Here is a 22,130-nt window from a genome sequence, read left to right as displayed (position 1 = left end):
CTCACTGCCAGTTGAAGGCTAGGGGAAGATCGTGCTGCTGCGTTTCCGGGTTGCCAACCATCGGTCGATCCGTGACGAGCAGACGCTCTCCCTGATAGCCGTTCCGCGCCGGGGGGAGCCGAAGCGCACCGAATCGCTCCACGTCGCCGGGATCTACGGCGCGAACGCGTCGGGAAAGTCCAATCTTCTCGACGCCCTGCGGTGGATGTCCGATGCCATCCGGTCGTCCCACACCTCCTGGGATCCGACCAAAGGGGTGCCCAGAAACCCCTTCAAGCTCTCCAGAGCCGGACTTCGGACACCATCGTTCTTCGAGGCCGACTTCCTCCATCAAGGCGTCCGATACTCCTATGGCTTCGAGATGGACGATGAAGTAGTGCTAGGGGAATGGCTCAACGCCTTTCCCCGAGGGCGGCCGAAGAAGCTCTTCGATCGCACCGGGCCCGCCGACATGACCTTTGGGCGCAGCCTTACCGGCGAGGTACAGCGCATACGCAGACTCACCCGGCCGAACTCGCTCTATCTTTCGTGCGCGGCGTCCAACAACCATTCGCTGTTGACCGCCATCTACGACACTCTGAAGTTCGTCGCCATCGATTTTGTCCAGCACGGCGAACTGAATGAGGAGTCTCGCCTTGACCTGGTTAAACTCCTCCTGCGCCGTGGGGTCGCGACAGACAACATAAATGAACTGCTGCGTATCGCGGACCTGGGCATCGAGCGGGTCGAGCTTGTGGAGGCCGAGCCGCATGACCAGCTCATCATGCGTAGAGCGGGAGAGATGCCGTCACTGAGCCTTGAGGAAGAAAGCGCTGGCACCCGCGCGTGGCTCTCCCTTCTGGGCCACACGATCATCGTCCTGCACATCGGTGGCATCCTGCTCGCCGACGAGATCGACTCCAGCCTGCATCCACTGCTCAGCTCGACGTTGATCCGGATGTTCAAGGACCCCGACATCAACAGAGCCAACGCACAGCTAATCTTCTCCTCGCACGACACCACACTCCTCGGCTCACTCATCGAGGATGGGCTTCTGGCCAGGGATGAGGTGTGGTTCACCGAGAAGGACAGCTCAGGCGCCACCAACCTTTACTCACTCGCCGAATTTCACACCCGTCGTGACGAGAACATAGAACGCGGCTATCTACAGGGCCGATATGGCGCAGTTCCGTACCTCAATTTCGAGGACATTCGTGAGATCTTCCTGAAGGGACCCGCCAGCACCCATGAGCCCCAGGCGTAGCCCCCCGCGCCTTGACCGTCCCGTCGGCCGCCGGGCACCGAAGAAGCGTGTCCTCGTGGCGTGTGAGGGAGAAGTCACGGAGGTCGAATACTTCGAAGGCGTCCGCCACTACTTCCGCTCCCTCCCCGTGGAGATCCGCAACTGCAAGGTGATCGGCCTCGGGCGAGATCCGGCGGCCATCGTCGCCTATGCCGTCCGCGAGCGCGACAAGAAGGATCGGGAGGCTCGCGCGCAGCGGGACGTCAACATCGCCTACGACGAAGTGTGGTGCGTCGTGGATGTCGACCAGCACACCACCCTTGAGCAAGCCTTGGTCGCGGCACGCAGGGGTCGCGTCAACCTGGCGGTCTCCCTGCCCTGCTTCGAGTTGTGGATCCTCCACCACTTCGAGGACCACACGGCCGCCTGCGACCAGGAACGCATCAGACAGCGACTCAGGAAACACATCAAGGACTACGACAAGCACCTGGGACGGGACTTCCCTTTCGCTCACCATGAGATCGCGCGGGAACGTGCGCTGCGAGCGGACCCGGAGCACTGTGAACCCAACCGGAAAGGTCGTAACCCCTCCACGAACGCCTGGCTGATCGTCGAAGTCATCCAGCGGTCCGGAAGAGATCGCTGAGCCGTTCCAGGGCCAATTCGCCGCACCTGTCACGAGATCGGCAGCCCGCCCTGTCTTAGCTGGCGAACCGGTAACCAAGATCTGGAAGGCAGTGCAGATGAACAAACTCATCCGACTGGGACTCATCGCCGCCGCGAGCCTCGTACTGATCCCCGGTACGGCCAACGCCACCCCCAGCACCGGCGTCACCGCCAAGCTGATCTCCCAGCGGACGATAGGCGACCAGGACTACATCCTGCGCGAGATCACCATCGCGCCCGGCGGCAGCACCGGCTGGCACTACCACGACGGCACCCTCTACGGAGTCGTCCGCAAGGGCACCCTCAGCCACTTCGGCTCCACCTGCGAGTCCGACGGCGTGTACCAGGCAGGGCAGATCATCGTCGAGCCCAGCGGCTCCGACGAGGTGCACATCGGGCAGAACCGCGGCGACAAGCCCATCGTCCTGGAGGTGTTGTACGTGCTCCCGCACGGCGCGCCGCTCTCGGTGGACGCGCCGAACCCGGGGTGCGACTTCGAATAGGACCCCGTGTGCTCAGCGGCGGCGAGCGCGGTATCGGTAAGCTACGCGCCGTGAGCGGTGAAACCTCCCACATCGGGCGCTACAGGCTGCTTAGTGTGCTGGGCAGAGGCGGGATGGGCACGGTCCATCTCGCCGAGGACCCTGCCGGGCAACGGGTCGCCGTCAAGGTGATCAACCCGGAGCTGAGCCAGCACGAGCAGTTCCGCATGCGTTTTCGCAGGGAGGCGGACGCGGCGCAGCGGGTGCGGAGGTTCTGCACGGCCGCCGTCATCGAGGCCGCGCTCGACGGCGGCCAGCTCTACGTGGTCACCGAGTACGTGCCCGGCCCCAACCTCGAAGAGGCCGTACGCCAGTCGGGCCCGCTGCGCGGCTCCAGCCTCGACGCGCTGGCCGTCAGCGTGGCCACCGCGCTCACCGCCATCCACGGCGCCGGGGTGGTGCACCGGGACCTCAAGCCGTCGAACGTGCTGCTGTCCCCCGTCGGCCCGCGCGTGATCGACTTCGGCATCGCGCGGGCGCTGGACACGCTCGGCGGCGTCACGGGCACCGGCGAGCTCGTCGGCACCCCCCGCTACATGGCGCCCGAGGTGTTGCGGGGCGATCCGGTCTCGCCGGCCTGCGACGTGTTCTCGTGGGGTTGCCTGGTGGCGTACGCGGCCAGCGGGCGGGCGCCGTTCGGCGGGGACACGCTGCCGGCCATCGTGTACCAGGTGCTCAACACCGAGCCGGACCTCGAAGCCGTCGAGCCCGGCCTGCGCGAGTTGGTCGCGGCGGCGCTGCGCAAGGACCCGGCCACGCGGCCCACCGCGCAACAACTGCTCGACCATCTCGTCGGGCGGGCGGCGGCGCCGGAGCAGGCGGCGCAGACCGTACAGGTGGCCTGGCAGCAGTCCACCGCTGCCTTCACGGCCGTCCCGCAGCAGCCCAAGCGCCGGCGGGGAGCGCTGTACGCGGGCCTGGCGGCGGCCGCGGCCGTCCTGGTGGCGGGGGGCGTGACCGCGTGGGCGGTGTTGTCGCCGAGCGGACCGCCCAAGGACCTGGGGCTGCTCTACCAGGAGGACTTCACGCAGACCTCCGGCGGCTGGAGCGGCACCTACGACCCGACGGAGAGCTCCAGCTACGGATATCGCTCGGACGGGACCTACGGGCTGGACGTGGAGCAGGGCAACGAGGAGGAGTTCGCGAAGGCCCCCATCCCCTTCCTGATCACCAAGCCAACGGACGCGCCCGACCCCTCCGCCACACCCACTCCGCTGCTGCCCGCCTCGGTCGTGGTGAGCGTCACCGCCGATGTCAAGAAATCCACCGGAACCAGCGAGTACGGCGTCTACTGCCACGACCTGGACGACAACTCCAGCAACGACACCTACTACGAGTTCGCGCTGGACACGAGCGGCAAGGCCAGGATCCGGCGCATCGTGGACGGGTCGGGCGGCACGCTGGCCCAGCCCGTACAGGTGGACGGGCTGGGCGGCAAGGCCCGCGTGACGGCGTCGTGTCAGCAGGTGGACTCGGCCGTGCGGCTGACCATGTGGGTCAACGACGAGCGGGTGCACGAGGTGGAGGACCCGAACGGGATCGGCAACGGCCACGTCGGGGTGTTCGCCCGCACGACCAAGGACGGCAAGTCGCTGCTGAAGATGGCCTTCGACGACTTCGAACTCCGCGGCACGAAGGAGCCCTGACCCGGGTGGCACCGGCCCCCGGGCAAGGAGTTGACTAGGGGCATGCATGCGATCATCGTCTCCGCCACAGGCGGCCCAGAGGTTCTCGAATACGTCGAACGTCCCGACCCCGTGCCCGGTGACGGCGAGGTAGTCGTCGACGTGGCCGCCAGCGGCGTCAACTTCATCGACATCTACCACCGCTCCGGCGTCTACCCGCTCGACCTGCCCACCCCGATCGGCTCCGAGGGCGCGGGCACGGTCTCGGCCGTCGGGGCGGGCGTGCGGGACGTGGCCGTGGGCGACACCGTCGCGTGGGCCAACGTCATGGGGAGCTACGCCGAGAAGGCCGTGGTGCCGGCTCGGCGGCTGGTGCCGGTGCCCGAGGGCGTGCCGGCGGAGGTCGCGGCGGCGGCGATGTTGCAGGGCATGACGGCCCACTACCTGATCACCTCCACCCACGAGGTCAAGCGGGGCGATCAGGTTCTCGTGCACGCCGGCGCGGGTGGCATGGGGCAGTTGCTGATCCAGCTCGCCAAGCTCAAGGGCGCCAAGGTCTACACGACGGTCTCCACCGGCGAGAAGGAGAAGCTGGCCAGGCAGGCGGGGGCCGATGAGGTGCTGGGCTACGACGACTTCGCCGAGGCCCTGCGGGATCGGATCGACGTCGTGTACGACGGCGTCGGCAAGGCCACGTTCGACGGCGGGCTGGAGGCGCTGCGCCCGCGCGGCCTCATGGCCCTGTACGGCGCCGCCAGCGGTGCCGTGCCGCCGCTCGACCCCCAGGTCCTCAACAGGAAGGGCTCGCTCTTCCTGACCAGGCCCACGCTCGTGCACTACATCGCCGCCCGTGAGGAGCTGCTCCAGCGCGCCTCCGACCTGTTCGGCTGGATCACTTCCGGGCAGCTCGCGATCAACGTCTCGCACCGTTACCCGCTGGCCGAGGCGCGGCAGGCGCACGACGACCTGGCTGCCCGGCGTACCACCGGAAAGCTGCTCCTCATACCCTGATATTTGTGGATATCGCCGCATCGATCTGGTCGTTCGCCGCCGTGGTCGCCCTGCTCACCGTGACCCCCGGCCTCGACACGGCCCTGGTCCTGCGGACGTCGCTGCTCGCCGGCCGGCGCCCGGCCTGGGGTGTGACGCTGGGCATCCAGCTCGGCACGCTCGTCTGGGGCGTGCTCACCGCGGCCGGGCTGTCGGCGCTGCTGGCCGCCTCGCAGCTCGCCTACGACGTGCTGCGCTGGGCCGGGGCGGCGTACCTGCTGTGGATGGGGTTGCGTATGTTGCTCGCCAGGGATGGCGAGCAGCAGGCGCCGGAGCTCCGGCAGGAGGTGCGCTTCGGCGCGGGGTTGCGGCGCGGGCTGCTGACGAACCTGCTCAACCCCAAGGTGGGGGCGTTCTACGTGGCCGTGCTGCCGGGGTTCATCCCCGAGGGGGCGCCGCACGCGCTGATGGGGCTGGTGCTGGCGGGGGTGCACGTGGTGGAAGGGCTGGTGTGGAGCGCGCTGCTGATCGGGTTCGCGTCGCTGATGGGCGGGTTCCTGCGGTCTCGTACGGTACGGCGGGTTCTCGACCGGTTGACCGGTGTGGTGATCGTGGGGTTCGGGGTGCGACTGGCCGTCAGTGACTGATTCCAGGTTCGGCGGGTAGGGGCCGGACGTAGTCTGAAGAAACGGGGAATTGGTCATGAGCCGCATCGGAGACTGGCTGAAGAAGGCCGAAGACCTGGCCAGAGGGCACTCCAAGCAGGCCGACCAGGTGATCGACCGGGCCGAGCAGTTCGTCAAGGAGCGCACCGGGCACAAGTACGACGACCAGATCGGCAAGGGCGCCGACGCCGTACAGCGCCGTTATGGCAGCGGTGGTGGCGAGCAGCGCCCAGGTGAGCCGCGCCCGGGTGAGCAGCCGCCGACCCAGCCTCAGGAGCCGCACTCGACGCGGCAGCAGCCGCCGCTCACGCCCGAGGAGGAGCGCGAGCGCCGCACGCCGCCGCCGGCGTAAGCCCGAACGGAGACGAGCGGCGCACGCCCTTCGGGTGCGTGCGCCGCCTCTGTGCGTTCCAGGTCAGCCGCGGGCGTCGTCCATGACCTTGCGGGCGTCCCGCTCGAACGAGGCCCTGGCCCCCAGCGTGAGCAGGCCGCCCACGACCATGGGGACGATCAGGATGTACATGCCGGACAGCAGCGACCCCAGCGCGTCCGAGCCGATCCCGACGACCAGCGAGCCGAACGCGGCGCCGAAGGTCAGCAGCAGTTGCAGGACGGCGAAGCCGAGCCCGCGCGAGGCGGCCGGGACCACGTCCGCCAGGCAGGCGGTCATGTTGGGGATCGCGATGGACATCAGCGAGCACGCGACCAGCACCAGGACCGTCAGCGCGCCGATGGAGTCCATGGACAGCGCGCCGGCCAGCACCGCGGAGCCGGCCGTGATGCCGCCGCCGCCCGCCAGCAGGCGCCCGCCCTTGCGGGTGCCGTGCCACTTCCTGCCCAGCCACGAGCCGACCAGGGTGCCGGTGAGCGTGCCGGCGATGGTGATCAGGCCGCTGAGCGAGGCGGCCGTGCCCACGCCGACGGCGAACTCGCGCACCATGAGCGTGGGCAGCCAGAAGAAGATGCCGGCCAGTCCGAGGCTGAGCAGGGCCAGGCCGACGCAGACGAAGATCAGGGTGGGGATGACCGCCACCTGGCGGAGCTGGTTCCAGAACGGCGGCTTGACCTCCTTGGAAGGCGGGGCGGCGGCGGCTTCCGACGGCGGCTCTCCCGAGGCGATCAGCCGGTCCAGCTCGCCGCGTTTCGGCTCGCGCAGGAACCAGACGAGCAGCGCCGTGAGCAGGCCCGGGATGACCATGATGAGGAACGCCGTGCGCCACGAGAACGCCTGCGCCAGCACCCCGCCGAGCAGGGTTCCGACGCCGCCGAGGTAGGTGGTCACGCGGGTGAGCCCGTACGCCTTGGCGCGGCTGGCCGGCGGGTAGTAGTCGGCGAGCAGGCTGCCCGCGGCGGGGTTGTCGATGTTCTCGGCCACCGCCAGGAACACCCGCATCAGGTAGAACATCGCGAAGCCGGTGGCCAGGCCGGAGCCCAGCGTGGCGATGGCCCAGCAGAACACCACGATCGTGATGATCCGCGTACGGCTGAAGCGGTCCGCCAGGTACCCGGCGGGCAGGGACACCACGGCGGCGGCCAGTGCGGCGGCCGTCGGGATGGAGCCGGCCGCGGTGTCGCTGAAGCCCCATTCCTGCTGTATGAGCGGGAGCACGCCCGACAGGAGGTTGTGCTCGATCCGGTCCACTAGTCCGACGATGAACAGCACCACCAGGGGTGCCCAGCCAAATGGCGCGCGGGACCGCGCGTCGATGGTGCCTGTACGTGGCGAACCGAACGTCCCGACCATGCCCACCCTTTCCGTAGGGAAATCTAGAATCGAGTTCTAGGGCAATGTTCTAGCCAGAGTGGCAGAAGTCACAGCATTCGTAAATGGGTGGTTACCGCGAAATTTCGCGACTCATGCCGTGTGTACGGTGATCTCATGGTCAATGGGGCATTGCTGGTCGCGGGTACCACGTCGGACGCGGGCAAGAGCGTGATCACCGCCGGAATCTGCCGCTGGCTGGCCCGTCAGGGGGTCCGCGTGGCCCCGTACAAGGCCCAGAACATGTCGCTCAACTCGTACGTCACCGCCGAGGGCGCCGAGATCGGCCGGGCACAGGCCATGCAGGCGCAGGCCGCGGGGCTCGAACCCGTCGCCGACATGAACCCGATCCTGCTCAAGCCCGGCAGCGACCGCCGCAGCCAGGTCGTGCTGATGGGCAGCCCGGTGGCGGACGTGGACGCCATGGAGTACGGCGCACTGAGGGACAGGTTGCGCGCCGCGGCGCTGGAGTCGCTCGGACGGCTGCGCAAGCAGTACGACGTGGTGGTGTGCGAGGGCGCGGGCAGCCCCGCCGAGATCAACCTGCGCCGCGGCGACATCGCCAACATGGGCCTGGCCAGGGCCGCGGACCTGCCGGTGATCGTGGTCGGCGACATCGACAGGGGCGGGGTGTTCGCCGCGTTCTACGGCACCGTGGGCCTCCTGGACGCCGCCGACCAGTCCCACGTGGCCGGCTTCGTGGTCAACAAGTTCCGTGGCGCGAAGGAGCTGCTGAAGCCGGGGCTCGACATGATCGAGGGAGTGACCGGGCGGACGGTGTACGGCGTGCTGCCCTGGCTCGACGGGCTCTGGCTGGACGTCGAGGACTCGCTGGCCCTGGACAACCGCAGCGTCGCGGTACGGCCGCCGTACGGCAGACAGACGTTGCGCGTGGCGGTCGTGCGACTGCCCCGCATCTCCAACTTCACCGACGTGGACGCGCTGGCGGCCGAGCCGGGCGTCGTGGTGCGCTTCGCATCCGATCCCGCCGAGCTGGACGACGCCGACCTGGTGGTGCTGCCCGGCTCCCGGGCCACCGTGTCCGACCTGGCCTGGTTGCGCGAGAACGGCCTGGCGGCGGCGATCCGCGCCAGGAGCGGGCCCGTCCTGGGGATCTGCGGCGGGTTCCAGATGCTCGGGCGGGAGATCGACGACCCGGTCGAGTCGGGGGCGGGGCTGGTCGAGGGGCTGGGGCTGCTGCCGGTGCGGACCGAGTTCGGGCGGGACAAGCGGCTGGGCAGGCCCGAGGGGACGGCGTACGGGCAGGCGGTGCGGGCGTACGAGATCCACCACGGGGTGGCGACGGTGGACGGCGGTCTCGGGGTCGCTGGTCACGAACCCGGCGAAGATCCCGGGAGCGAGCCGTTCCTGGACGGTTGCCGGGCCGGGAACGTCTGGGGCACCACCTGGCACGGCGCCCTGGAGAACGACGGCTTCCGTCGCGCCTTCCTGGCCGACGTGGCGCGGCGGGCCGGGCGCGACTTCACCCCCGATCCGGACACGGACTTCGCCGGGCTGCGCGAGGAACGGCTCGACGCGCTCGGCGACCTGGTCGAACAGCACCTCGACACCGACGCCCTGCTCCACCTCATCCAGCACGGCCCGCCGAAGGACCTCCCGGTCCTGCCACCGGGCGCGCCGGCTTAGCCCGCCCTGGCCAGGCGCCGGGCGGTGATCCAGGCGTCTGACTAGGCGGTGCTGGCCAGGCGCTGGGCCCTGATCCAGGCGTCGATCTGCTCCCAGTGGTCATACAGCCAGTCGATCCGCTCCTCGCGCCCGCCCGGGATGGCGTCGGCCGGCACCCGCCACCACTTCGCGGTGATGTGTGCGCTGACGGGCAGCTTGCGCCAGACGTCCCCCAGCGTGATCAGGTCGTCGAGCCCGGTGTGCGCGACGAAGATGACGTCCGCCGACGGGCACGCCTCGATGGCCGCGATGGCGCCGTTCGGGCGGGGCGGGAGCAGGTGGTCCATGCCGCGCGCCCGCTCCGCCTCCGCCGCCAGCCCCTTCTCCTCCAGCCGCCTGATCGCCAGCCGCCGGCGGCGCGGGGTGAAGTTCCCGCCCTCGGGGAAGATCACCAGCGCGTCCCGGTCGCTCATCGTGGCGGCCAGGCGGCGGATCTCCTCGACGATGTGGCCCTGCCCCGACTTGCGGGGCACGAACGCGTTCGGCAGCCGGTTGATGACCACGTCGAGCGACGGGTCGTACTGGAGCGCGGCCTTCATCACGATGCGGGGCCGCCGCCGGTAGCGCGCGAGCAGGTGGTAGATCAGCAGGAAGGAGTCGCCGGGGCCGGCGTGCCTGGACAGCACGATGATCGGCCTGTTCAGCCGGGCCGCCCGTTCCTCCTCGGTCAGCTCCGGCTCCTCGATGTCCACGGCCAGCCGGAAGATCCGCACGGCGGCGGCGTACACCTGCGACAGGAACCACTCGATCAGCCCGTAGTGCCGATCCTGCAGCCGGGCACCGCCCGCCACCCACAACCACAGGCAGGCGATCAGCACGGCCGGCTCCAACGTCAGCCACGCCACCCCGAACCAGACGAACCTGGCTCCCCTGCGTTGCGGCGGCGGCAGGCGCAACGAGGCGGCGGCGGTGACGACGAGCCAGAACGGCAGCGTCACCACCATGAACACGGTCACCACGATGACCAGTGGCGCCAGCACGAGCCTGCGCAGAATGCGAGGTGGAAGCACCGCAGCCTCCTTCAGGGGCCTGCTTTCATCCTGCCCCGTGACTCAGGTACCTGGAAGACGCCTCGTACGCCCGGTCGATGCAGGCCGCGACCTGGGACACGTCGCGGTAACGCAGCGGCGAGAGCGGCTCGGTGACCCCGGCGGGCAACACGTGCACCTCCACGCCCGGCGGCAGCGAGGCCAGGTCCTCGGCGAAGCGGTGCCGGCGAGCGATCTCGAAGGCCACCATGCCCACCTCCCAGAACCGCCTGGGCGGCGCCAGGGGGCGTTCGATGCGGCCGACGTGCAGGACGTACACGCGCTGCGCGCCCAGCAGCACGGCGCGCCCGATCGGGATGCTGTGCACCAGCCCGCCGTCGTAGAAGTGCTCGCCGCCGATCACCACGGGCGGCAGCAGCCCGGGCACCGCGCACGAGGCCAGCACCGCGTCCACCAGCGGCCCGCCGGTGAACCAGTGCGCCGCCGCCCGCTCGACCGAGGCCGCGACGCACTGGAACGGGACCTCCAGCTCCTCGATCCGCGAAACCCGCACGGTCTTGCTCAGAACACCGCGCAACGGGCTGATCGGGTGCAGGTGGGTGCCCGTCTTGGCCAGCGTGGACAACCGGGCGACCCAGGAGCCGGCGAAGGCCGTACGCACGACGTCCGACTGCCACAGTCCCGTCAGCCGCTCGACCGCCTCGCCAGGGGCCGCGGCGATGACCGCACCGTTCAGCGCGCCGACGGAGGTGCCCACCACCAGGTCGGGGCGGATGCCGGCCTCGTCGAGCGCGCGCAGCATACCCACCTCGTACGCGCCGAGCACGCCGCCGCCGCCGAGCACGAACGCGGTCTCCACGCGACTCATCCGGCGCGGGCGGCAGGTCGGGCCATGGTGGGATTGTCCCCCTTCCAGCGGCGATGTCACCCGGGCATGCGTGCCCCTCCTCACAACCCTTGCCTCTGACGTCAATGTCAGGTCCTAGCGTGAACGCCGAATCACTCACCTGACGACTGCCAGGAGGCAGCCATGCGTATTTCCGGCTCCGTAGCCCTCGTGACCGGCGCGAACCGCGGCATCGGCCGCCACATCACCCGGCAACCGCTGGAACGGGACGTGCAGAAGGTGTACGGCACCGGCGGCGCGATCGTACGGTGCCGCTTGAGTCTCCAGCGAGGGGAGACGCCAGAGTTGGGCGCATGGACGGGGACACGCTCTACTCGATCGGCGACCTGGCCCGGCGCACCGGGCTGACGGTCAAGACCATCAGGTTCTACTCCGACGAGGGGATCGTGCCGCCCACCGCCCGCAGCCCCGCCGGCTACCGCCTGTACGACCTGACCGCCGCCGCCCGCCTGGACCTCGTACGCACGCTGCGCGACCTCGGCCTGGACCTGCCCACGATCCGCGCGGTCGTGGACCGGGAACTGTCCCTGCCCGAGGTCGCCGCGGCGCACGCCGAGGCCCTGGAGACGCAGATCCGCGCGCTGCGGGTGCGGCGGGCGGTGCTGACGGCGGTGGCCAGGCGCGGCTCCACCCCAGAGGAGACGGAACTGATGCACAAACTCGCGAAGTTGTCTAAGGACGAGCGGCACCGCCTGATCAATGACTTCCTGTCCGCCGCGTTCGGCGACGCCGGGCCCTCCTTCGCCGGAGCCATGACCTCGCTGACCCCCGAACTGCCGGACGACCCCGCACCGGAGCAGGTCGAGGCGTGGGTGGAACTGGCCGAACTCTCCCGCGACCCGGACTTCCGCGCGAGCATCGCACGCATGGCCGAACTCCACGGCGAACAGTCCGTCGGTGTCCTGCGTCCCGACCCCGCCGCGCTGGCCCGTGACCTGGCCGCCCCCGCCCTGGCGGCGGGCCTCGACCCGGCCTCCCCCGAGGCCCGCCCGTACGTCACGTCGCTCATCACGAGCTATGCCCGCCACCACGGCCTGAACCCGGACGACCCCGGCCTGACCGGCCGCCTGACGGCCCGGCTGGAGGCGGCGAACGACCCGCGCTGGGACACCTACACCCGCCTCCTCGCGGTGATCAACGGCTGGGTGCCCCCGCAAGAGCTGTCCCAGGCGCTCGACTGGTTCACGCGCGCGCTGAGCACGCACTCACCCACGGCAGGAAACCCGGCCTGACCAGCACCCGGCACGGCGGTTCCGACCCGGTCATGGCCGCCCGGCGTCGCGGGTCGCGCGGCGCAGGAAGTCCTCGGCGAGCCGGTCGGTGTACTCGCGCCCGACCGGCTCATCCGTGACCAGCACCCGGTAGTACAGCGGCCCCACGAGCCGATCGGTCTCGGCCGCCACGTCGAGGCCGGCGGGCAGTTCGCCCCTGTCCACCGCCCGCTCCAGCGGCAACCGGTCGCGCCCCCGCTGAACGTCGAGATACCTGGCCCGGAAGTCCGCCCCGAACGCCGGATCGTGCTGCGCCTGCGCGATGAGCGCCCGGAACACGGCCCCGGTGTCGGTCCCGCTCAGCACGTGGGCGAGCTGCGCGAGGTAGGCGGGCAGGTCGAGGGCGAGACGACCGTGGTCGGGCGGGGTCAGCTCCTCGGCCAGGTCCTCCACGAACGCGTCCACGAGCACCGCCGTCTTGCTGCTCCACCACCGGTAGACGGTCTGCTTGGCGACCCCGGCCCGCGCCGCGATGCCCTCCATCGTGACGCCCGCGAAGCCCTTCTCGGCCAGCAGGTCGTCGGCCGCCCGCAGCACCGCCTGCCTGGCCGCCTCGCTGCGCCCGTGCCGGTTGCCGTGGTGACGCCGCTCCGGCCCGCCCGTCTCCGTCATGCCGTCAGAATACCCACTAGCTTAGACGCGACGTTGCGTCTACTCTAGGATCCATGATGAACACACTCACCGACCAACGGGTCAAGCAGGCCATCGACCGGATGTTCGCCGCGGCCGAGCACGACGACGCCACCGCCGCCCGCGCCTACGCCGGACTCCCCGCCGAACCCCCGACCGCCCAGGAACTGGCCGACGCCTCGGCCGAGATCTACATGCCGATCTCCGCCGAGGGCGGAAAGCTGCTCTACAACCTGGTCAGGGCCACCCGCCCGGCCACGATCGTCGAATTCGGCACCTCGTTCGGCATCTCGACCCTGCACCTGGCCGCCGCCGTACGCGACAACGGCACGGGCCACGTCCTCACCACCGAGATGAGCAAGGACAAGATCGCCGCAGCCCGCGAGACGTTCGTCGAGGCCGGGCTCGACGACGTGATCACGATCCTGGAGGGAGACGCCCTCGAAACCCTCGCCGGACGCACGGAACCGGTCGGCTTCGCGCTGCTGGACGGCTGGAAGGACCTGTGCCTGCCCGTCCTGCGCCTGCTGGAGCCCCGCCTCGCCCCCGGCACGCTCGTCGTCGCCGACGACGTCAACCTGGACAGCCTCCGGCCCTACCTCGACCACGTCCGCGACCCCGAGAGCGGCTACCAGAGCGTGACCTTCCCCATAGAGGACGGCATGGAGATCAGCTGCCGCCTGTAGGGTACGGCGAATGAATCGTCTTGCCTGCTTATCGCTGGTCCTGCTGCTGATCACCGGGTGCGGGCTCACCGATGTGGTGATCGGCCGGAAGTTCGTCCTCGTCCCGTCGGAGAGCATGGAACCGACGATCAAGAAGGACTCGCGGGTGACGGTACGGCTCACCCAAGGCGAGTACGTCCCGCGCCGCGGCGACATCGTCATGTACCGCGTACCCGACGACTGGACCAGGATCTCGCCGGGATCATCGGTCTTGGCGCGTGTCATCGGCGTGCCGGGAGACTCCCTGGAGTGTTGTGACGCGCCCGGAGAGCGGGTCGTGCTCAACGGCAAGCCGCTGGACGAGCCCTACCTGTCCCCATTGCACCCGGGCAACCCGAAGCCGTTCAGCGTCAAGGTGCGGGAGGATCGGGTCTGGCTCATGTGCGACTACCGCAACGTCTCCCTCGACTCCCGCTACAGCATGGACAAACTCGGCGGGGGAACGGTCGGCCGCGCGGACATCCTCGGAGTGGTGGAGCTCCCGGCCAGGTCATAGCCCGCACCGGGCCCGCCTACCATACGCGCATGACCACGCACGATTTCACGCTCACCGCCGAAGGCCCCTTCGAGTTCGCCGACTCGTTGCGCTTCGTCGAGGACTGGCCCGCCACCAGCGCCCTGCCCTCCGACGGCAGGACGCTGCGCTTCGCCTACAGCGCGGAGGCCGACTGGCGGCCGATCGGCGTGAGCGTGACCGCCGCACCGGGCGGGGTCGCCGTCACCACGACCCGCGCGGCGGGTCCGGGGATCAGGGGCGAGGTGGCGCGGATCCTGTCGCTCGACGTGGACGGCACGGGCTTCGCCGAACTGGGCGAACAGGACCCGGTGCTCGGCGATCTGCGGCGGCGCCGCCCCGGACTGCGCCCGGTGTGCTTCTGGAGCCCGTGGGAGGCGGCGTGCTGGGCCGTGATCGTGCAGCGCTCGTCGATGCTCATCGCCTCCCGGATCAAGCAGCGCATCGCCGAGCGGTACGGGGCGCGGGTCGCCGTGGACGGGCAGGAGTACACGGCCTTCCCGCCACCCGTCTCACTGCTGGAGGCCGGCGGTCTCGGGCTGCCCGTGCAGAAGGAGGAGTGGGTACGCGGCCTGGCCAGGGCGGCGCTCGACGGCGTGCTCACCACCGAGCACCTGCGCTCCCTGTCCCCCGAGGAGGCCCTGGCCGAGTTGCGCGCGCTGCCCGGCGTGGGGCCGTTCTCGGCGGGCCTGATCCTGATCCGGGGCGCGGGCGCGCCGGACGCCTTCCCCGGGGACGAGCCGCGGCTGTTCGCGATCCTGCGGGAGGCGTACGGGCTGCCGAAGGACGCCTCCCCCGCCGCGTACCGGAAGATCGCCGAGTCCTGGCGGCCCTACCGCTCCTGGGCTTCCTTCCTCTTCCGTTCGACGGCCTACGGCGTCATGGACGGTCAGGACTGATCGCCGGGGCTCTTCCTGTCGTGCAGGTCGTGCTGGGCGAACATGTCGACCAGCAGGCTGATCGGCAGGTTCGCCTCGGTCGGGTAGCGGAAGTGCTGGTCGAGGTTGAGGCTGTAGTGGTTACGCCGGCCGACCCGGTGACGGCTGAGGTATCCGGCCTCGTAGAGATCGCGGACGATGCTCTGCACGGCACGTTCGGTGATGCCGATGCCGGCGGCGATGTCGCGCAGCCGGATGGCGGGATCCCGGGCGATCTCCACGAGCACCCGGGCATGATGGGTGAGGAACGTCCAGCTGGACGAGCGGTCGTCGGTTGAGCTCACGGCCCTTCGCCCCTTCGGCCCGGTCCCGGCCCCGGAGAGCGGGACACAGGTGAATAACATTTCCCGAAGATTCTATGACGAAAAACCTTTCCGGTATCTACCTACGGGTTTAGAGTTCGGGGCAGACGACAGGCGTCGCCGCGGCGATCGTTGACCCATCAGCCGTTCACCCCGTGCAGGAGTGCCCGTGAACCTCACCTGTCGCCACCTTCCCGGGGCCACGTTGATCAGCGTGGCGGGACAGGTGGACACCACGAATTCCGGCGATCTGGAACAGTACATCGACACGCAGCGCCGCCGGCTCGACGAACCCCTCATCGTGGACATGAGCCGGCTGACCTTCCTGGACAGCTCCGGCCTGGCCGTGCTGCTCGCCGCCGCCGCGCTCGCCCGCGCACACGGCGTCGCCCTGCATCTGGCCGCGGTGCAACCGATGCCCGCCCGGCTGATGGAGATCACGGGAGCCGAGCGGGCGGTGTCGATGTACGACCATGTCGATCAGGCTCTCTTCGCGGTGCTCGGCCACCTGAGTCCGCCGGAGCCCGCGGCGTAGCCGTCAGAGCTTCCAGGGCCGGCCGTCAGGCCGGCCTGCGGTGCACTCCTACCAGGGTCCCGTTCTGCCGGACCTGTGCTTCGTCGTACGGGCACAACGTCCGTGTCACATACTCCTCCGCGATGTTCTCGGCATCGCCCCGGTCCACGCCCCAGCCGATGGTGTGCCAGCGCGCCTGGCCATCGTCGCCCGTGGTGTCCAGGACGGCGATCTCGAAAAGTTCAGCGGCGGCAGGAGGCGTGCAACGGACGCGGGCCTCCCCCTCGGCGGAATGACTGATTCGGGTGCCGGTCCCCCGCTGCTCCATGTGGATCTCCCTCCGGTCGCGCAAACCTGGTCCGGGAAGGCATGCCCCGATCATCGCCGAATCAGTCATGTCCCAGGATGTGCCCGTCTTCGTGGATCGGCAGCCGCAACACGAACCTGGCGCCGGTGCCGGAGTCCTCAATGGTCAGCGTGCCGAGGTGGGCGGTGGCGATCTCGCGGGCGATGGGCAGGCCCAGCCCGGTGCCGCCGGCGTCGCGGCTGCGTGAGGCGTCCAGCCGGGTGAAGCGCTGGAAGACGACCTCGCGGTGCTCGGGCTCGATGCCGGTGCCGTCGTCCACCACCTCCAGGACGGCCTCCTCGCCCTGCCGCCGCACCGTGATGATGATCTGCCGCTCGGCGTGCCGCTCGGCGTTGTCCAGCAGGTTGGTCAGCAGGCGGGCCAGTTGCAGCCGGTCGCCCGCGACGATCACCCCTGTCTCCAGGGTGGCGGCGACCAGCTTGGTACGCGGCCGCGCGGCGGTCTCGGCGGCCACCAGTTCGCCCAGGTCGAGGGGGGCCCGCCGGTGCGGGGCGCCCGCGTCCAGCTTGGTCAGCGTGAGCAGGTCCGTCACGATGGCCTGCAGCCGGTCCAGGCTGGTCAGCACCTCGGCGCCGGTCTCCCGCCAGTCGGTGTCCTCGGGGTGCAGGAGGGCGTCCTCGATCTGGGCGCGCATCGCGGTGATCGGGCTGCGCAGGTCGTGCGAGGCGTCGCCGGCGAACTGGCGCTGCCGCTCCATCGCCAGCCGCTGCTGCTCCAGTGCCGACTCCAGCCGCTCCAGCGTCCTGTTCCCGGTCTCCGCCAGCTCCCTGATCTCATCCTCGTTGTCCGGTACGGGCACGCGCATCCCGCCGCCGCCCTCGCTGATCTCGGCCAGCTTCCTGGTGATGCTGCTGACGGGCGCCAGGGTCCTGGCCACCACGCGCGAGACCCCGAACCAGGTCAGCGCGACCAGCAGCGCCGTCACGGCCAGCTGGAAGAGGATCACGTAGGGGCTGACGTACCAGGGCACGGCCGGGGTGAGCGAGTAGATCACCCACTCGCCCTCCGGCTGGTAGGCCACCAGCGCCACCACGATCTCGCAGCGCCCGGGGAGGGCGGGCAGGTCGCACATCCCGCTGGAGTCGTTGGCCTGGCTCCGGCGCGGGACCTCGCTCGTCACACGCGGCTCGCCCGCCAGGTTCGGCGTCCAGGCGACCGGCCGGCCGCTCGGGTCGACCACCTGGATGCCGTCCAGCCCGTCGGGCGGCAGTTCCCGGGGCAGCCGGTCCTGTTTGATCAGGAGCAGCACGCGGACGCCCTTGCCGGCCGCCTCGTGGGCCCTGGCGCGGGCCGCCTCGCCGCGGATTCCGTACAGCACGAAGGCGCTGACGACGACGTTCAGCAGCAACATCGCGATACTGGCGAACAACGCCAGCCGCGTACGCAACGAGTGGCCCAACCGTGTGCTCACGCGCCTCCCCCGAGGATCAGCAGAACACAGTCGCCACGCTCACCGCCAACCTCGGGAGATTCCCGACATTTTCACTGGCCCGGCGCGGGGCCCACCGACTGGCCCGGCACCAGCGTGCACGGGATGAGCACCTGCAACGGCGCGTCCTGGACCCCTTCGAGCTGGTCGATCAGGGCGTCCGCGGCCAGGCGGCCCAGCCGCGGGGCCGGCGCGGCCATCACGGTCAGCGACGGCTCGATCATCTCGCCCAGCTCCTGGGTGGTGGCCGCCGAGATGATGGACAGATCGCCGGGGATGGCGCGGCCGAGGGCCCGCACCCCCTTGGCGAGCCCCGCGGAGGCGCCCTCGTTGGCCAGGACCACGGCCGTGCAGCGCGGGAACCGCGCGCTCAGCACCTGCGCGGCCTCCCGCCCGCCGGCCGACGTGCTGTCCACCGCGATGACGGCGGGCTCCCCGCCGAGCGGCTCGATCGCGTCGAGGTAGGCGAGCTCCACCCGCCTGACGCGGCCCGGCTCCTGGCCGGTCGTGGGCTGCGTGACCAGTGCGATGTGCTCGTGGCCGAAGGAGCGCAGGTGCTCGACCGCCTGGTGGATGGTGGTGGCGAAGTCGATGTCGACGTACGGCTGGTCGTCGTCCTCGGTGCGGCCGATCAGCGCGTACGGCACCCGCGAGGCGACCAGCCGCCCGATCCTGGAGTCACGGGTGCGCACCTCCATGAGCAGCGCGCCGTCCACGAGCCCGCCGGCGAGCAGGTGCGACATCTGCTCGTCGTCGTTGACCGGCCACAACACCAGGTCGTAGCCGCGCTCGCGGGCCCCGTGCGCCGCGCCCATGACGAACTGGATCACCGTCGCGTTCGGCCGGGACTCCAGGTCGGGATGCAGCAGCGCGAGGATGCGCGTGCGCGAGCTGGCCAGGGCGCGGGCGACGACGTTGCGCCGGTAGTTGAGCTCCTCGATGGCGGCCTCGATGCGCGCCCGGGTCTCGGGCGCGACCCGCTTGGTGCCGTTGAGCACGAACGAGACCGTGGCGATGGAGACGTTGGCCCGCTCGGCGACGTCGCGCATCGTGACCATGGATGCCGCCTCCCGGCTCGCTCGTGAGGGGCGCGAAGCACTGCGACTATATCTCCCGGCCGCCGTTTGCAAAACGATTGACTTGTGGTTGACATCACAGACAGATCGGCGCAACATACTGCACAAGCGAACGCGGTTAAGCGTTTTGATTGATCAGTGTCCGTCCACGCTGCGCGTGGCTCATAAACACCTCCACCTGCTCACGGGGCGCGGCCCGCCGGCCCCTTCGTGACCTATTCCCCCAGCTCGAAGCCTTCGTTCCCGAAGGAGTAGCGCACATGAGGACAGCACAGAAGCGCACCGGAAGAGCGCCCAAAGTGGCTGTCGCGGCGGCGGCCCTTATCCTCCCCGCCACGCTCACCGCGTGCGGCGGGGCGGCCGCCTCCGGCACGGAATCCCCCAACACTCTGACCGTCCAGGACTATCTCGACCCGTCGCGCGACCCGCTCTATCAGGCGTGCGCCAAGGAGGTCGGCGTCACGCTGGTGATCAGCCACGTCGCAGGACCCGGGCTGATCCGCAAGGTGCTCCAGCAGAGCAGCTCCCGCACCCTGCCCGACGTGCTGATGCTCGACAACCCCGACGTGCAGCAGATCGCCGAGTCCGGCGCGCTGTCCCCGCTGTCCGACTACGGCATTCGCGGCGAGGGCATGCTGCCGGCCGTGGTGAAGGCGGGCACGTACGCGGGCAAGCTGTACGGCCTCGCCCCCGCCGTGAACACGCTCAGCATCTTCTACAACAAGGAGATGTTCCGGGCCGCGGGCATCACCACACCGCCGAAGACGTGGGACGACCTGCGCGCGAACGCCAAGCGGCTGACCACGCAGGACCGCTACGGCTTCGCGATGAGCACGATCAACACCTACGAGGGCACGTGGCAGTTCCTGCCCTTCATGTGGGGCAACGGCGGCACGGAACAGGACATCACGACCGAGGAGACCGTTCAGGCGGTGCAGTTCCTCGTCGATCTGCAGAACGACGGGTCGATGTCCAAGAGCTCCCTCATCTGGAGCCAGGACGACGTGATCGACCAGTTCATCGCGGGCAAGGCGGCCATGGTGGTCAACGGCCCATGGCAGATTCCCGCCCTGCAGGAGCAGCGGGACGTGCAGTGGGGGGCGTTCACCATCCCCACGCGGCTGCCCACGCAGACCACGGTCGCGCCGCTCGGCGGCGAGGTCTACACCGTGCCGCGCACCGCTGACAGGGCCAAGATGGCCAAGGCCGGGCGGTTCGTGCAGTGCCTCGTCTCGCCCGAGCAGCAGCTCCAGACGGCGAAGGTCGCGCAGAACGTGCCGACCACCCCGGCCGTCGCCGAGCAGGCCGGCAGGTCGAATCCGGCGCTGGCCCCGTTCGTGACGACCGTGCAGAACGCGCGCTCGCGCACCGCGCTCCTCGGGCCCGACTGGCCCAAGGCGGCGACCAAGATCTATAACGCCGTGCAGCTCGCGCTGACGGGCAAGGCCGCTCCCGCCGAGGCGCTGCGCCTGGCGCAGGGCGACTAGGCGTCCGAGAACCCCGAAAAGGAGTGGTTTGGTGACGTCAGCCAACCTCAGCCTGCCGGCCGCGGCAGGCGGCCGCCGCAAGATCGCCCGAATGCGGCTGCTCAGGCGGGCCACGCCGTGGCTGTTCTGCCTGCCGGCCATCGTGTTCGTGGCGATGTTCTTCGGCTATCCGATCGTGCAGAACGTCGTCATGGGCTTCCAGGAGTACACGACCTCGACCTTCTACAGCGGCGAGGCGCCCTGGGTGGGCCTGTCCAACTACGCGACGATCCTGTCGAGCTATCTGTTCACCACGACCCTGGTGAACACCGCGCTGTTCACGGTCGGGTCGATCGTCTTCCAGTTCGTGATCGGGCTCGCGCTGGCGCTGTTCTTCAAGCGGAACTTCCCGCTCAGCGGCTTCCTGCGCTCACTGCTGCTGCTTCCCTGGCTGCTGCCGCTGATCGCCTCCAGCGCGGTCTGGAAATGGCTGCTGGACCAGGAGAGCGGCGCGCTCAACCAGTTCCTCGGCCTGTTCGGCGTGCCGGCCGTGCCCTGGCTGGTCGATCCCACGCTGGCGCTCATCGGCGTCATCGGCGTGAACATCTGGCTGGGGATCCCGTTCAACGTGGCGATCCTGTACAGCGGCCTGCAGGCGGTGCCGAAGTTGTTGTACGAGGCCGGCTCGCTGGACGGCGCGGTCGGCTGGAAGGCGTTCAGGCACATCACCTGGCCGAACATCAGGCCGGTGGTCAGCGTCGTCATCGTGCTCGGCGTCGTCTACACGCTCAAGGTCGTCGACATCATCCTGGGCCTGACCGGCGGCGGCCCGGCCAACTCCACCCAGACGCTGGCCACGGACGCGTACAACGCCTCCTTCGTCGAGTTCAACTTCGGCGAGGGCGCCGCGATCAGCAACATCCTCATCGTGGTGTCACTCGTCTTCGCCCTGGTCTATCTCTACATCTCGCGCCGAGAGCCGAACGAGTAGGCCGCTGATCGGAGCCGAACGTGAACAACTCCTCCACCGTGCGCCGGCTGCCCATGACGGTGCTCGGCGTCTTCTTCCTCGCTGTGATGATCTTCCCGGTCTACTGGATGGTCAACAGCAGCCTGCAGGACAGCTCCGGCGCCACCACCAGGGACTTCTTCCCGATCAACGCGACCTTGACCGGCTATGCGAAGGCCATCTCCGAGCAGGGGCAGAACTTCGTCACGAGCCTGCTCATCGCGCTCGGCACCGTGCTGCTGACCCTGGTCATCGCCACCCCGGCCGCCTACGGCCTGTCCCGCTTCCGATCCCGCGGCCTGAACGTGTTCCTGCTGGTGCTGCTGATCACGCAGATGGTCCCGGCCATCGTCATCGCGAACGCGCTCTACCCGCTGTTCAACAACCTGTTCCTGCTCAACAACATCTTCGGCCTGATCCTGGCCAACACGGCGGCGGGCATCCCCTTCGCGGTGCTGCTCATCCGCGCGTTCATGGGCTCCATCCCCCGCGCGCTGGTCGAGGCCGCGATGGTGGACGGGGCCGGGGCGCTGCGGGCGTTCGTCTCGATCGTCGTACCGATCAGCAGGAACGCGATCGTGACGGCCGCGCTCTTCACGTTCCTGTCGGCGTGGAGCGACTTCCTGTTCGCCCTCACCCTGACCAGCACGCCCGAGGTGCGGCCGATCACCCTCGGCATCTACGACTACATCAGCGCGAACACGCAGGACTGGTCCGCCGTGATGGCCACGGCGGTGCTCGCCTCCATCCCGGCGGCGCTGCTCCTGATCTTCGCCCAGCGCTACATCGCGGCAGGCGCCGTCAGCGGCGCGGTCAAATAGTCAAATGGGAAGGA

At 69.6% G+C, this 22,130-nt stretch carries 24 protein-coding genes; 16 read left to right on the top strand and 8 right to left on the bottom strand.

Features of this window, described 5'->3' with window-relative positions; all coding sequences use genetic code 11:
• Positions 1-31: 31 nt before the first annotated feature.
• The 7 genes from AB0I81_RS26395 to AB0I81_RS26365 all read left to right on the top strand — a co-directional run bounded on the left by AB0I81_RS26395 (position 32) and on the right by AB0I81_RS26365 (position 6,062).
• A complete protein-coding gene (locus AB0I81_RS26395; protein ID WP_360661428.1) occupies positions 32-1,243 on the top strand; it encodes an ATP-binding protein in 1,212 nt (403 codons plus the stop codon).
• A gap of 55 nt (positions 1,244-1,298) precedes the next feature.
• A complete protein-coding gene (locus tag AB0I81_RS26390) occupies positions 1,299-1,868 on the top strand; it encodes an RloB family protein (RefSeq protein WP_360661425.1) in 570 nt (189 codons plus the stop codon).
• Positions 1,869-1,965: 97 nt separating this feature from the next.
• Positions 1,966-2,391 carry a cupin domain-containing protein gene (locus tag AB0I81_RS26385; protein WP_360661423.1) on the top strand — a complete coding sequence of 142 codons (426 nt, stop codon included), beginning with the start codon at positions 1,966-1,968 and terminating at the stop codon, positions 2,389-2,391.
• Positions 2,392-2,441: 50 nt separating this feature from the next.
• Positions 2,442-4,076, top strand: coding sequence for a serine/threonine-protein kinase (locus AB0I81_RS26380; protein WP_360661420.1), 1,635 nt, complete (start codon positions 2,442-2,444; stop codon positions 4,074-4,076).
• A 42-nt stretch (positions 4,077-4,118) separates the two neighbouring features.
• Positions 4,119-5,066: a quinone oxidoreductase gene (locus tag AB0I81_RS26375; RefSeq protein WP_360661418.1), complete on the top strand. Its 948-nt coding sequence runs from the start codon at positions 4,119-4,121 to the stop codon at positions 5,064-5,066.
• A gap of 5 nt (positions 5,067-5,071) precedes the next feature.
• Positions 5,072-5,692 (top strand): LysE family translocator, encoded by a 621-nt coding sequence (locus AB0I81_RS26370; protein WP_360661416.1) that lies wholly within the window; start codon positions 5,072-5,074, stop codon positions 5,690-5,692.
• Between the two features lie 55 nt (positions 5,693-5,747).
• Positions 5,748-6,062: an antitoxin gene (locus AB0I81_RS26365; protein ID WP_360661413.1), complete on the top strand. Its 315-nt coding sequence runs from the start codon at positions 5,748-5,750 to the stop codon at positions 6,060-6,062.
• Between the two features lie 63 nt (positions 6,063-6,125).
• Here the strand turns inward: AB0I81_RS26365 and AB0I81_RS26360 are convergent, their stop codons facing one another.
• On the bottom strand, positions 6,126-7,454 hold the full coding sequence (locus AB0I81_RS26360) for an MFS transporter (protein ID WP_360661410.1): 1,329 nt from the start codon (positions 7,452-7,454) through the stop codon (positions 6,126-6,128).
• Positions 7,455-7,589: 135 nt separating this feature from the next.
• Between AB0I81_RS26360 and AB0I81_RS26355 the strand changes: the two genes are divergently transcribed.
• Positions 7,590-9,119, top strand: coding sequence for a cobyric acid synthase (locus tag AB0I81_RS26355; protein WP_360661407.1), 1,530 nt, complete (start codon positions 7,590-7,592; stop codon positions 9,117-9,119).
• A gap of 41 nt (positions 9,120-9,160) precedes the next feature.
• On the opposite strand, the gene AB0I81_RS26350 is transcribed toward AB0I81_RS26355, so the two are convergent.
• Both AB0I81_RS26350 and AB0I81_RS26345 read right to left on the bottom strand, forming a co-directional pair.
• The gene (locus AB0I81_RS26350) at positions 9,161-10,168 is read right to left on the bottom strand and encodes a 1-acyl-sn-glycerol-3-phosphate acyltransferase (RefSeq protein WP_360661404.1); all 1,008 of its coding nucleotides are present in this window, start codon (positions 10,166-10,168) and stop codon (positions 9,161-9,163) included.
• A gap of 25 nt (positions 10,169-10,193) precedes the next feature.
• Positions 10,194-11,006, bottom strand: coding sequence for a patatin-like phospholipase family protein (locus AB0I81_RS26345; RefSeq protein WP_360661402.1), 813 nt, complete (start codon positions 11,004-11,006; stop codon positions 10,194-10,196).
• 341 nt (positions 11,007-11,347) lie between these two features.
• Here AB0I81_RS26345 and AB0I81_RS26340 point away from each other — a divergent pair, with 341 nt between their 5' ends.
• Positions 11,348-12,286 (top strand): MerR family transcriptional regulator, encoded by a 939-nt coding sequence (locus AB0I81_RS26340; protein ID WP_360661399.1) that lies wholly within the window; start codon positions 11,348-11,350, stop codon positions 12,284-12,286.
• Between the two features lie 30 nt (positions 12,287-12,316).
• Here AB0I81_RS26340 and AB0I81_RS26335 read toward each other — a convergent pair whose 3' ends face one another.
• Positions 12,317-12,937, bottom strand: a complete 621-nt coding sequence (locus AB0I81_RS26335) for a TetR/AcrR family transcriptional regulator (RefSeq protein WP_360661398.1) — start codon at positions 12,935-12,937, stop codon at positions 12,317-12,319.
• Between the two features lie 53 nt (positions 12,938-12,990).
• Between AB0I81_RS26335 and AB0I81_RS26330 the strand changes: the two genes are divergently transcribed.
• The 3 genes from AB0I81_RS26330 to AB0I81_RS26320 are packed head-to-tail and all read left to right on the top strand — an operon-like array spanning position 12,991 to position 15,093.
• The gene (locus tag AB0I81_RS26330; protein WP_360661396.1) at positions 12,991-13,641 is read left to right on the top strand and encodes a class I SAM-dependent methyltransferase; all 651 of its coding nucleotides are present in this window, start codon (positions 12,991-12,993) and stop codon (positions 13,639-13,641) included.
• 10 nt (positions 13,642-13,651) lie between these two features.
• Positions 13,652-14,176 (top strand): signal peptidase I, encoded by a 525-nt coding sequence (gene lepB / locus AB0I81_RS26325; protein WP_360661393.1) that lies wholly within the window; start codon positions 13,652-13,654, stop codon positions 14,174-14,176.
• Between the two features lie 29 nt (positions 14,177-14,205).
• A complete protein-coding gene (locus tag AB0I81_RS26320) occupies positions 14,206-15,093 on the top strand; it encodes a hypothetical protein (RefSeq protein WP_360661391.1) in 888 nt (295 codons plus the stop codon).
• On the opposite strand, the gene AB0I81_RS26315 is transcribed toward AB0I81_RS26320, so the two are convergent.
• Entirely contained in the window at positions 15,084-15,416 is a 333-nt protein-coding gene (locus AB0I81_RS26315) for a MarR family transcriptional regulator (RefSeq protein ID WP_360661388.1), read from the bottom strand. The genes AB0I81_RS26320 and AB0I81_RS26315 overlap by 10 nt on opposite strands.
• A 187-nt stretch (positions 15,417-15,603) precedes the next feature.
• Between AB0I81_RS26315 and AB0I81_RS26310 the strand changes: the two genes are divergently transcribed.
• Positions 15,604-15,969 carry an STAS domain-containing protein gene (locus AB0I81_RS26310; RefSeq protein ID WP_360661385.1) on the top strand — a complete coding sequence of 122 codons (366 nt, stop codon included), beginning with the start codon at positions 15,604-15,606 and terminating at the stop codon, positions 15,967-15,969.
• 25 nt (positions 15,970-15,994) lie between these two features.
• Here AB0I81_RS26310 and AB0I81_RS26305 read toward each other — a convergent pair whose 3' ends face one another.
• The 3 genes from AB0I81_RS26305 to AB0I81_RS26295 form a co-directional block, all read right to left on the bottom strand.
• Positions 15,995-16,276 (bottom strand): hypothetical protein, encoded by a 282-nt coding sequence (locus AB0I81_RS26305; protein WP_360661383.1) that lies wholly within the window; start codon positions 16,274-16,276, stop codon positions 15,995-15,997.
• Between the two features lie 61 nt (positions 16,277-16,337).
• Positions 16,338-17,726 (bottom strand): HAMP domain-containing sensor histidine kinase, encoded by a 1,389-nt coding sequence (locus AB0I81_RS26300; RefSeq protein WP_360661380.1) that lies wholly within the window; start codon positions 17,724-17,726, stop codon positions 16,338-16,340.
• Positions 17,727-17,797: 71 nt separating this feature from the next.
• A complete protein-coding gene (locus tag AB0I81_RS26295; protein ID WP_360661377.1) occupies positions 17,798-18,802 on the bottom strand; it encodes a LacI family DNA-binding transcriptional regulator in 1,005 nt (334 codons plus the stop codon).
• A gap of 278 nt (positions 18,803-19,080) precedes the next feature.
• Between AB0I81_RS26295 and AB0I81_RS26290 the strand changes: the two genes are divergently transcribed.
• From AB0I81_RS26290 to AB0I81_RS26280, 3 genes are read left to right on the top strand one after another with little or no spacing between them, the layout of a single operon-like run.
• Positions 19,081-20,307 carry a sugar ABC transporter substrate-binding protein gene (locus AB0I81_RS26290; protein ID WP_360661374.1) on the top strand — a complete coding sequence of 409 codons (1,227 nt, stop codon included), beginning with the start codon at positions 19,081-19,083 and terminating at the stop codon, positions 20,305-20,307.
• 31 nt (positions 20,308-20,338) lie between these two features.
• Positions 20,339-21,277, top strand: coding sequence for a sugar ABC transporter permease (locus AB0I81_RS26285; RefSeq protein WP_360661370.1), 939 nt, complete (start codon positions 20,339-20,341; stop codon positions 21,275-21,277).
• Positions 21,278-21,297: 20 nt separating this feature from the next.
• Positions 21,298-22,116 carry a carbohydrate ABC transporter permease gene (locus tag AB0I81_RS26280; protein WP_360661368.1) on the top strand — a complete coding sequence of 273 codons (819 nt, stop codon included), beginning with the start codon at positions 21,298-21,300 and terminating at the stop codon, positions 22,114-22,116.
• Positions 22,117-22,130 lie beyond the last annotated feature (14 nt).

The organism is Nonomuraea sp. NPDC050404 (assembly GCF_040655495.1).
In the GTDB taxonomy this organism is placed as follows: domain Bacteria; phylum Actinomycetota; class Actinomycetes; order Streptosporangiales; family Streptosporangiaceae; genus Nonomuraea.
This window is presented reverse-complemented; position numbering and strand designations above follow the sequence as displayed.

Coding starts and splice junctions, on each gene's coding strand:
- AB0I81_RS26305 (WP_360661383.1), bottom strand. CDS start 16,276: ATGGAGCAGCGGGGGACCGGCACCCGAATCAGTCATTCCGCCGAGGGG.
- AB0I81_RS26330 (WP_360661396.1), top strand. CDS start 12,991: ATGATGAACACACTCACCGACCAACGGGTCAAGCAGGCCATCGACCGG.
- AB0I81_RS26320 (WP_360661391.1), top strand. CDS start 14,206: ATGACCACGCACGATTTCACGCTCACCGCCGAAGGCCCCTTCGAGTTC.
- AB0I81_RS26290 (WP_360661374.1), top strand. CDS start 19,081: ATGAGGACAGCACAGAAGCGCACCGGAAGAGCGCCCAAAGTGGCTGTC.
- AB0I81_RS26365 (WP_360661413.1), top strand. CDS start 5,748: ATGAGCCGCATCGGAGACTGGCTGAAGAAGGCCGAAGACCTGGCCAGA.
- AB0I81_RS26295 (WP_360661377.1), bottom strand. CDS start 18,802: ATGGTCACGATGCGCGACGTCGCCGAGCGGGCCAACGTCTCCATCGCC.
- AB0I81_RS26375 (WP_360661418.1), top strand. CDS start 4,119: ATGCATGCGATCATCGTCTCCGCCACAGGCGGCCCAGAGGTTCTCGAA.
- AB0I81_RS26385 (WP_360661423.1), top strand. CDS start 1,966: ATGAACAAACTCATCCGACTGGGACTCATCGCCGCCGCGAGCCTCGTA.
- AB0I81_RS26335 (WP_360661398.1), bottom strand. CDS start 12,937: ATGACGGAGACGGGCGGGCCGGAGCGGCGTCACCACGGCAACCGGCAC.
- AB0I81_RS26355 (WP_360661407.1), top strand. CDS start 7,590: ATGGTCAATGGGGCATTGCTGGTCGCGGGTACCACGTCGGACGCGGGC.
- AB0I81_RS26340 (WP_360661399.1), top strand. CDS start 11,348: ATGGACGGGGACACGCTCTACTCGATCGGCGACCTGGCCCGGCGCACC.
- AB0I81_RS26360 (WP_360661410.1), bottom strand. CDS start 7,454: ATGGTCGGGACGTTCGGTTCGCCACGTACAGGCACCATCGACGCGCGG.
- lepB (WP_360661393.1), top strand. CDS start 13,652: ATGAATCGTCTTGCCTGCTTATCGCTGGTCCTGCTGCTGATCACCGGG.